General features: G+C 57.1%; 4 protein-coding genes, 3 tRNA genes and 2 rRNA genes. All 9 read left to right on the forward strand.

What is annotated here, in order from left to right:
* Positions 1–207: 207 nt before the first annotated feature.
* Positions 208–3,098 (forward strand): 23S ribosomal RNA (locus E5198_RS19080).
* 141 nt (positions 3,099–3,239) lie between these two features.
* A 5S ribosomal RNA gene (rrf, locus tag E5198_RS19085) occupies positions 3,240–3,355 on the forward strand.
* 117 nt (positions 3,356–3,472) lie between these two features.
* Positions 3,473–4,423, forward strand: a complete 951-nt coding sequence (birA, locus tag E5198_RS19090) for a bifunctional biotin--[acetyl-CoA-carboxylase] ligase/biotin operon repressor BirA (protein WP_136491528.1) — start codon at positions 3,473–3,475, stop codon at positions 4,421–4,423.
* On the forward strand, positions 4,413–5,168 hold the full coding sequence (locus tag E5198_RS19095; protein WP_136491526.1) for a type III pantothenate kinase: 756 nt from the start codon (positions 4,413–4,415) through the stop codon (positions 5,166–5,168). Before birA ends, E5198_RS19095 begins: the two co-directional genes overlap by 11 nt.
* A 4-nt stretch (positions 5,169–5,172) precedes the next feature.
* The gene (locus tag E5198_RS19100; RefSeq protein ID WP_136491527.1) at positions 5,173–5,868 is read left to right on the forward strand and encodes an SPOR domain-containing protein; all 696 of its coding nucleotides are present in this window, start codon (positions 5,173–5,175) and stop codon (positions 5,866–5,868) included.
* A gap of 119 nt (positions 5,869–5,987) precedes the next feature.
* Positions 5,988–6,072 (forward strand) — tRNA-Tyr (locus tag E5198_RS19105).
* Positions 6,073–6,096: 24 nt separating this feature from the next.
* A tRNA-Gly gene (locus tag E5198_RS19110) sits at positions 6,097–6,170 on the forward strand.
* A 26-nt stretch (positions 6,171–6,196) separates the two neighbouring features.
* Positions 6,197–6,272, forward strand: a tRNA-Thr gene (locus tag E5198_RS19115).
* 82 nt (positions 6,273–6,354) lie between these two features.
* On the forward strand, positions 6,355–6,566 hold a 212-nt coding region (locus tag E5198_RS19120; protein WP_256659199.1), incomplete at its 3' end, for a GTP-binding protein.

Raw genomic sequence — 6,566 nt, forward strand, 5'->3', positions numbered from 1 at the left:
TCCGGTGGACGATTTCGAGGATGAAACATTGATTTCTGGTCTTTGCGCCAGAACCGTTCTTTAAAAATTTGGGTAAGTGATAGAAGTATTGAACTGGAGAGTGTTTTCACTGCACTTTTCAGGTCAAGGTAAAATTTGCGAGTTCAAGCGCAAGTTTTCGGCGAATGTCGTAATTCACGATTATAACCAGATTGCTTGGGGTTATATGGTCAAGTGAATAAGCGCATACGGTGGATGCCTTGGCAGTCAGAGGCGATGAAAGACGTGGTAGCCTGCGATAAGCTTCGGGGAGTCGGCAAACAGACTTTGATCCGGAGATCTCTGAATGGGGAAACCCACCCGGGATAACCCGGGTATCTTGTACTGAATACATAGGTGCAAGAGGCGAACCAGGGGAACTGAAACATCTAAGTACCCTGAGGAACAGAAATCAACCGAGATTCCCTTAGTAGTGGCGAGCGAACGGGGATTAGCCCTTAAGCTTCTTGGATTTTAGCGGAACGCTCTGGAAAGTGCGGCCATAGTGGGTGATAGCCCCGTACGCGAAAGGATCCTTGAAGTGAAATCGAGTAGGACGGAGCACGAGAAACTTTGTCTGAATATGGGGGGACCATCCTCCAAGGCTAAATACTACTGACTGACCGATAGTGAACCAGTACCGTGAGGGAAAGGCGAAAAGAACCCCGGAGAGGGGAGTGAAATAGAACCTGAAACCGTATGCGTACAAGCAGTGGGAGCCTACTTTGTTAGGTGACTGCGTACCTTTTGTATAATGGGTCAGCGACTTATATTCAGTGGCGAGCTTAACCGATTAGGGGAGGCGTAGCGAAAGCGAGTCTTAATAGGGCGTTTAGTCGCTGGGTATAGACCCGAAACCGGGCGATCTATCCATGAGCAGGTTGAAGGTTAGGTAACACTGACTGGAGGACCGAACCCACTCCCGTTGAAAAGGTAGGGGATGACTTGTGGATAGGAGTGAAAGGCTAATCAAGCTCGGAGATAGCTGGTTCTCCTCGAAAGCTATTTAGGTAGCGCCTCACGTATCACTCCAGGGGGTAGAGCACTGTTTCGGCTAGGGGGTCATCCCGACTTACCAAACCGATGCAAACTCCGAATACCTGGAAGTGTCAGCGTGGGAGACACACGGCGGGTGCTAACGTCCGTCGTGAAAAGGGAAACAACCCAGACCGCCAGCTAAGGTCCCAAAGTTGTGGTTAAGTGGTAAACGATGTGGGAAGGCTTAGACAGCTAGGAGGTTGGCTTAGAAGCAGCCACCCTTTAAAGAAAGCGTAATAGCTCACTAGTCGAGTCGGCCTGCGCGGAAGATGTAACGGGGCTCAAACCACACACCGAAGCTGCGGGTGCATCGCAAGATGCGCGGTAGAGGAGCGTTCTGTAAGCCTGTGAAGGTGAGTTGAGAAGCTCGCTGGAGGTATCAGAAGTGCGAATGCTGACATGAGTAACGACAATGGGTGTGAAAAACACCCACGCCGAAAGACCAAGGGTTCCTGCGCAACGTTAATCGACGCAGGGTTAGTCGGTCCCTAAGGCGAGGCTGAAGAGCGTAGTCGATGGGAAACAGGTTAATATTCCTGTACTTCTGGTTACTGCGATGGAGGGACGGAGAAGGCTAGGCCAGCTTGGCGTTGGTTGTCCAAGTTTAAGGTGGTAGGCTGGGATCTTAGGTAAATCCGGGATTCCAAGGCCGAGAGCTGATGACGAGTTATCTTTCAGATGACGAAGTGGTTGATGCCATGCTTCCAGGAAAAGCTTCTAAGCTTCAGGTAACCAGGAACCGTACCCCAAACCGACACAGGTGGTTGGGTAGAGAATACCAAGGCGCTTGAGAGAACTCGGGTGAAGGAACTAGGCAAAATGGCACCGTAACTTCGGGAGAAGGTGCGCCGGTGAGGGTGAATGATTTACTCAGTAAGCCCATGCCGGTCGAAGATACCAGGCCGCTGCGACTGTTTATTAAAAACACAGCACTCTGCAAACACGAAAGTGGACGTATAGGGTGTGACGCCTGCCCGGTGCCGGAAGGTTAATTGATGGGGTTAGCGCAAGCGAAGCTCTTGATCGAAGCCCCGGTAAACGGCGGCCGTAACTATAACGGTCCTAAGGTAGCGAAATTCCTTGTCGGGTAAGTTCCGACCTGCACGAATGGCGTAACGATGGCGGCGCTGTCTCCACCCGAGACTCAGTGAAATTGAAATCGCTGTGAAGATGCAGTGTATCCGCGGCTAGACGGAAAGACCCCGTGAACCTTTACTATAGCTTTGCACTGGACTTTGAGCTTGCTTGTGTAGGATAGGTGGGAGGCTTTGAAGCGTGGACGCCAGTTCGCGTGGAGCCATCCTTGAAATACCACCCTGGCAATCTTGAGGTTCTAACTCTGGTCCGTCATCCGGATCGAGGACAGTGTATGGTGGGTAGTTTGACTGGGGCGGTCTCCTCCCAAAGAGTAACGGAGGAGTACGAAGGTGCGCTCAGACCGGTCGGAAATCGGTCGTAGAGTATAAAGGCAAAAGCGCGCTTGACTGCGAGACAGACACGTCGAGCAGGTACGAAAGTAGGTCTTAGTGATCCGGTGGTTCTGTATGGAAGGGCCATCGCTCAACGGATAAAAGGTACTCCGGGGATAACAGGCTGATACCGCCCAAGAGTTCATATCGACGGCGGTGTTTGGCACCTCGATGTCGGCTCATCACATCCTGGGGCTGAAGCCGGTCCCAAGGGTATGGCTGTTCGCCATTTAAAGTGGTACGCGAGCTGGGTTTAGAACGTCGTGAGACAGTTCGGTCCCTATCTGCCGTGGACGTTTGAGATTTGAGAGGGGCTGCTCCTAGTACGAGAGGACCGGAGTGGACGAACCTCTGGTGTTCCGGTTGTCACGCCAGTGGCATTGCCGGGTAGCTATGTTCGGAAGAGATAACCGCTGAAAGCATCTAAGCGGGAAACTCGCCTCAAGATGAGATCTCACTGGGGACTCGATCCCCCTGAAGGGCCGTCGAAGACTACGACGTTGATAGGCTGGGTGTGTAAGCGTTGTGAGGCGTTGAGCTAACCAGTACTAATTGCCCGTGAGGCTTGACCATATAACACCCAAACAATCTGCGATCCCAGGATCACAGTGGGTGCGACAGGCCGAAAGCTTGCAGAACCGCAAATTACCAAATCTGATACACTATCACTTGCCCAATTCGGGGTAGCGCCACGGCGATGCCCCAACCGAATTGCTTGACGACCATAGAGCGTTGGAACCACCTGATCCCATCCCGAACTCAGCAGTGAAACGACGCATCGCCGATGGTAGTGTGGGGCTTCCCCATGTGAGAGTAGGTCATCGTCAAGCACCTATACAGAAACCCCGATCAGCCACGCTGGTCGGGGTTTCGTCTTTTCGGTCTAAGACTCGCGGTTGCTGTCCCTGGCGTTTATCATCGTGCAGGCGTGCTGATACGAGGTGGAAATCTTGCAGTTATTACGTCTATTAGCGGACGGGCGCTTTCATTCCGGAGAGGCGCTGGGCGCGCAGCTGGGGATCAGCCGCAGTGCGGTATGGAAGCAGCTGCAGCAGCTGGAGCAGGACTATGGCGTATGTCTGCAACGGATTCGCGGTAAAGGCTACCGCCTGGAGCAGCCCCTGAGCCTGCTGTCGGCTGAGTTGCTCAGCCAGCGCTTACCGCGCCAGCGGGTCCTGATCGAGGAGCGTGTCGACTCCACCAATGCTTTGGCCCTACGCCAGCTGGGCTATCTCGAGCCTCCTTATGTGGTACTGGCCGAGGCGCAAAGCATGGGGCGGGGGCGGAGGGGGCGCCATTGGGTGAGCCCCTATGGTACGAATCTGTATTTTTCCCAGGTCATCCGCATCGATCGCTCGAGCACCCAGTTGCAGGCGCTGAGCCTCGTGGTCGGTTTGGTGGTGCTGCGCACGCTGCGCCAGCTAGGTGTGCGCGAGATTGGGCTGAAATGGCCGAATGACCTGCTGGCGTCCGGAAAGAAAATTGCGGGCATCCTGCTCGAACTCAATGGCGATCCGGCGGACATCTGCCATGTGGTGATCGGCATCGGCATCAATGCCAATATGCTGCATGAAGAGGGCATCGATCAGGCGTGGACGTCAATGCAGAGGGAGATCGGGCGCACCGTGGATCGCAACGAGCTAGCCATCGTTCTGGCCGAGCAGCTCGAGCAGGCCCTGACCATGCATCGGGAGCAGGGCTTTGCCGCCTTTCACCAGGAGTGGGAGCGCTATCACCTGTGGCAGGGGCGGGAGGTGCGCCTGATCAGTGGCGTGCACGAGGTGGCTGGCACCGCGCTGGGAGTATCTGGCGACGGAGGCCTGCGGCTGTTGGTCGAAGGCGCCGAGCAGGTGTATAGCGGCGGCGAGCTGAGCCTGAGGCTGCAGCATGATTCTTGAGCTGGATTGCGGAAATACACGGATCAAGTGGCGTGTGCTGCCGGCTGACGGCGCGGATCCCGTGCTGGAAGGGACGGCGGAAACGGCGGCCGAACTGCGTGCTCAGCTGGATAGGCTCGACGGGGCGCCGCTTCGCTGGTGCCGGATCGTCAGCGTGCGCAGCGATGAAGAGACCCGCCAGTTGCTCGACGAGGTCAGTAGGGGGGGCGAACTGCGTATCCTCCAGGCCAGTGCTGCCGTCCGGTGTGCTGGAGTGCGCAACGGTTACCGCGAGTATGCGCGTCTCGGACTGGATCGCTGGCTGGCGATCCTTGGCGGCTACCATCTGGCCGGCAAGGCCTGTCTGGTGATTGACCTGGGGACGGCCGTGACGGCAGACCTCGTCAGCGTCGATGGGCAGCATCTGGGCGGCTACATCTGTTCGGGCCTGCCGCTGATGCGTGCCCAACTGCGCGGCCACACGCGGCGGATCCGCTACGAAGACGGCGAGGCGGCACAGGCCGGTGGCGAGCTGCTGCCGGGCCGTTCCACGGCGGAGGCGGTGGAGCGCGGCTGTCTGCTGATGCTGCGTGGTTTTGTCCGCGAACAGTGTGCTGCGGCGGGAGAATTGCTGGGCGGGGATTTCGAGGTGTTCCTGACGGGAGGGGATGCCGCCTTGGTTGCCGATGTCTGGCCGCAGTCAAAATGCCGGCCGGATCTCGTATTCGTCGGTTTGGCGCTGGCCTGTCCGATCGAGCGGAGTTGAGTGCATGCGCTGGGTGTTTCTGTTGTTGTTGCTTCTGAATGTCGGTCTTTTCGTCTGGCAGCATCGTCTGGCGCCCAGTGCCGGAGGTGAGCTGTCGCTGTCCATGCGGACGCCAACCGCGGCCGTTGCTCCGGCCCAGTCGCTGCGCCTGCTGGCGGAGGCTCAGCAGGCTGCCGCGACAGCAGGCATGGCCGGCACGGGCGGAAGCTCGGAGGAGTCTGTCGCGCGCTGCCTGGTACTGGGCGGCTTCAATAGCATGGAGAGGGCCCGCCAGCTCGAGCAGCGCCTGCTGAGTCTCGACATTGCCGTCCGGGTGGTATCCGCCGAGGCGTCGTTCGGCAGCGATCACTGGGTGTACATCCCGCCCCTTGCCTCGCGACAAGCCTCCCTGCGGCAGCTGCGCGAGTTGCAGGCGCGCGGAGTCGACAGCTACCTGATCACCGAGGGCGAGATGGCCAACGGCATATTGCTGGGGGTGTTCCCCCGTCTGGACGCTGCCGTGAGCGTGGCCGACAAGCTGCGAGCCAGCGGGTACGCTCCACAGCTGCGCGAACTACCGCGGATCTACCAGGAGTACTGGGTCCGGGTGGCGGAAAAGGACCAGCGCCTGGTGGATGGGGCGGTGGTGCAACGCCTGCAGGCCGACTTTTCCGATCTAAAACATCAACTTATCTCATGCTCGGGGGTTGCGCATCGCTGAAAAAGCACTTATGATGCGCACCACTTGAGACGCACTGCCAGGCAGCGCTTCGAAAGGGTCAAGAGAGATGAAAATCGCTTGACATTGGCTGGGCAGACGTTAAGAATGCCGCACCCTCTGGAGGGGTTCCCGAGTGGCCAAAGGGATCAGACTGTAAATCTGACGTCATCGACTTCGAAGGTTCGAATCCTTCCCCCTCCACCAGATTAAGCGTGAGCTGCAAGCTCCGCGGGTATAGTTCAGTGGTAGAACCTCAGCCTTCCAAGCTGATGATGCGGGTTCGATTCCCGCTACCCGCTCCAGTTTTGTTGTTCGTGCACAGCGCTTCGCTCATGTAGCTCAGCTGGTAGAGCACACCCTTGGTAAGGGTGAGGTCAGCGGTTCAAATCCGCTCATGAGCTCCAAACAGACAAAGGCAGATATGAAAATATCTGCCTTTGTTCTATGTGGGCAGTTTTTCCAGTTCCTCGACCGGAGAGTGTCTCGATGGCTAAAGAGAAATTTGAACGTTCCAAACCGCACGTCAATGTCGGCACCATCGGTCACGTCGACCATGGCAAGACCACGCTGACCGCTGCGCTGACCAAGGTCTGCGCCGAGACCTGGGGTGGTTCCGCTCGCGACTTCTCCCAGATCGACAACGCTCCGGAAGAGAAGGCGCGCGGTATCACCATCAACACCTCGCACGTCGAGTACGA

Origin of the sequence: Pseudomonas sp. A-1 (assembly GCF_004801855.1) — a bacterium.
Taxonomy (GTDB): Bacteria; Pseudomonadota; Gammaproteobacteria; order Pseudomonadales; family Pseudomonadaceae; genus Geopseudomonas.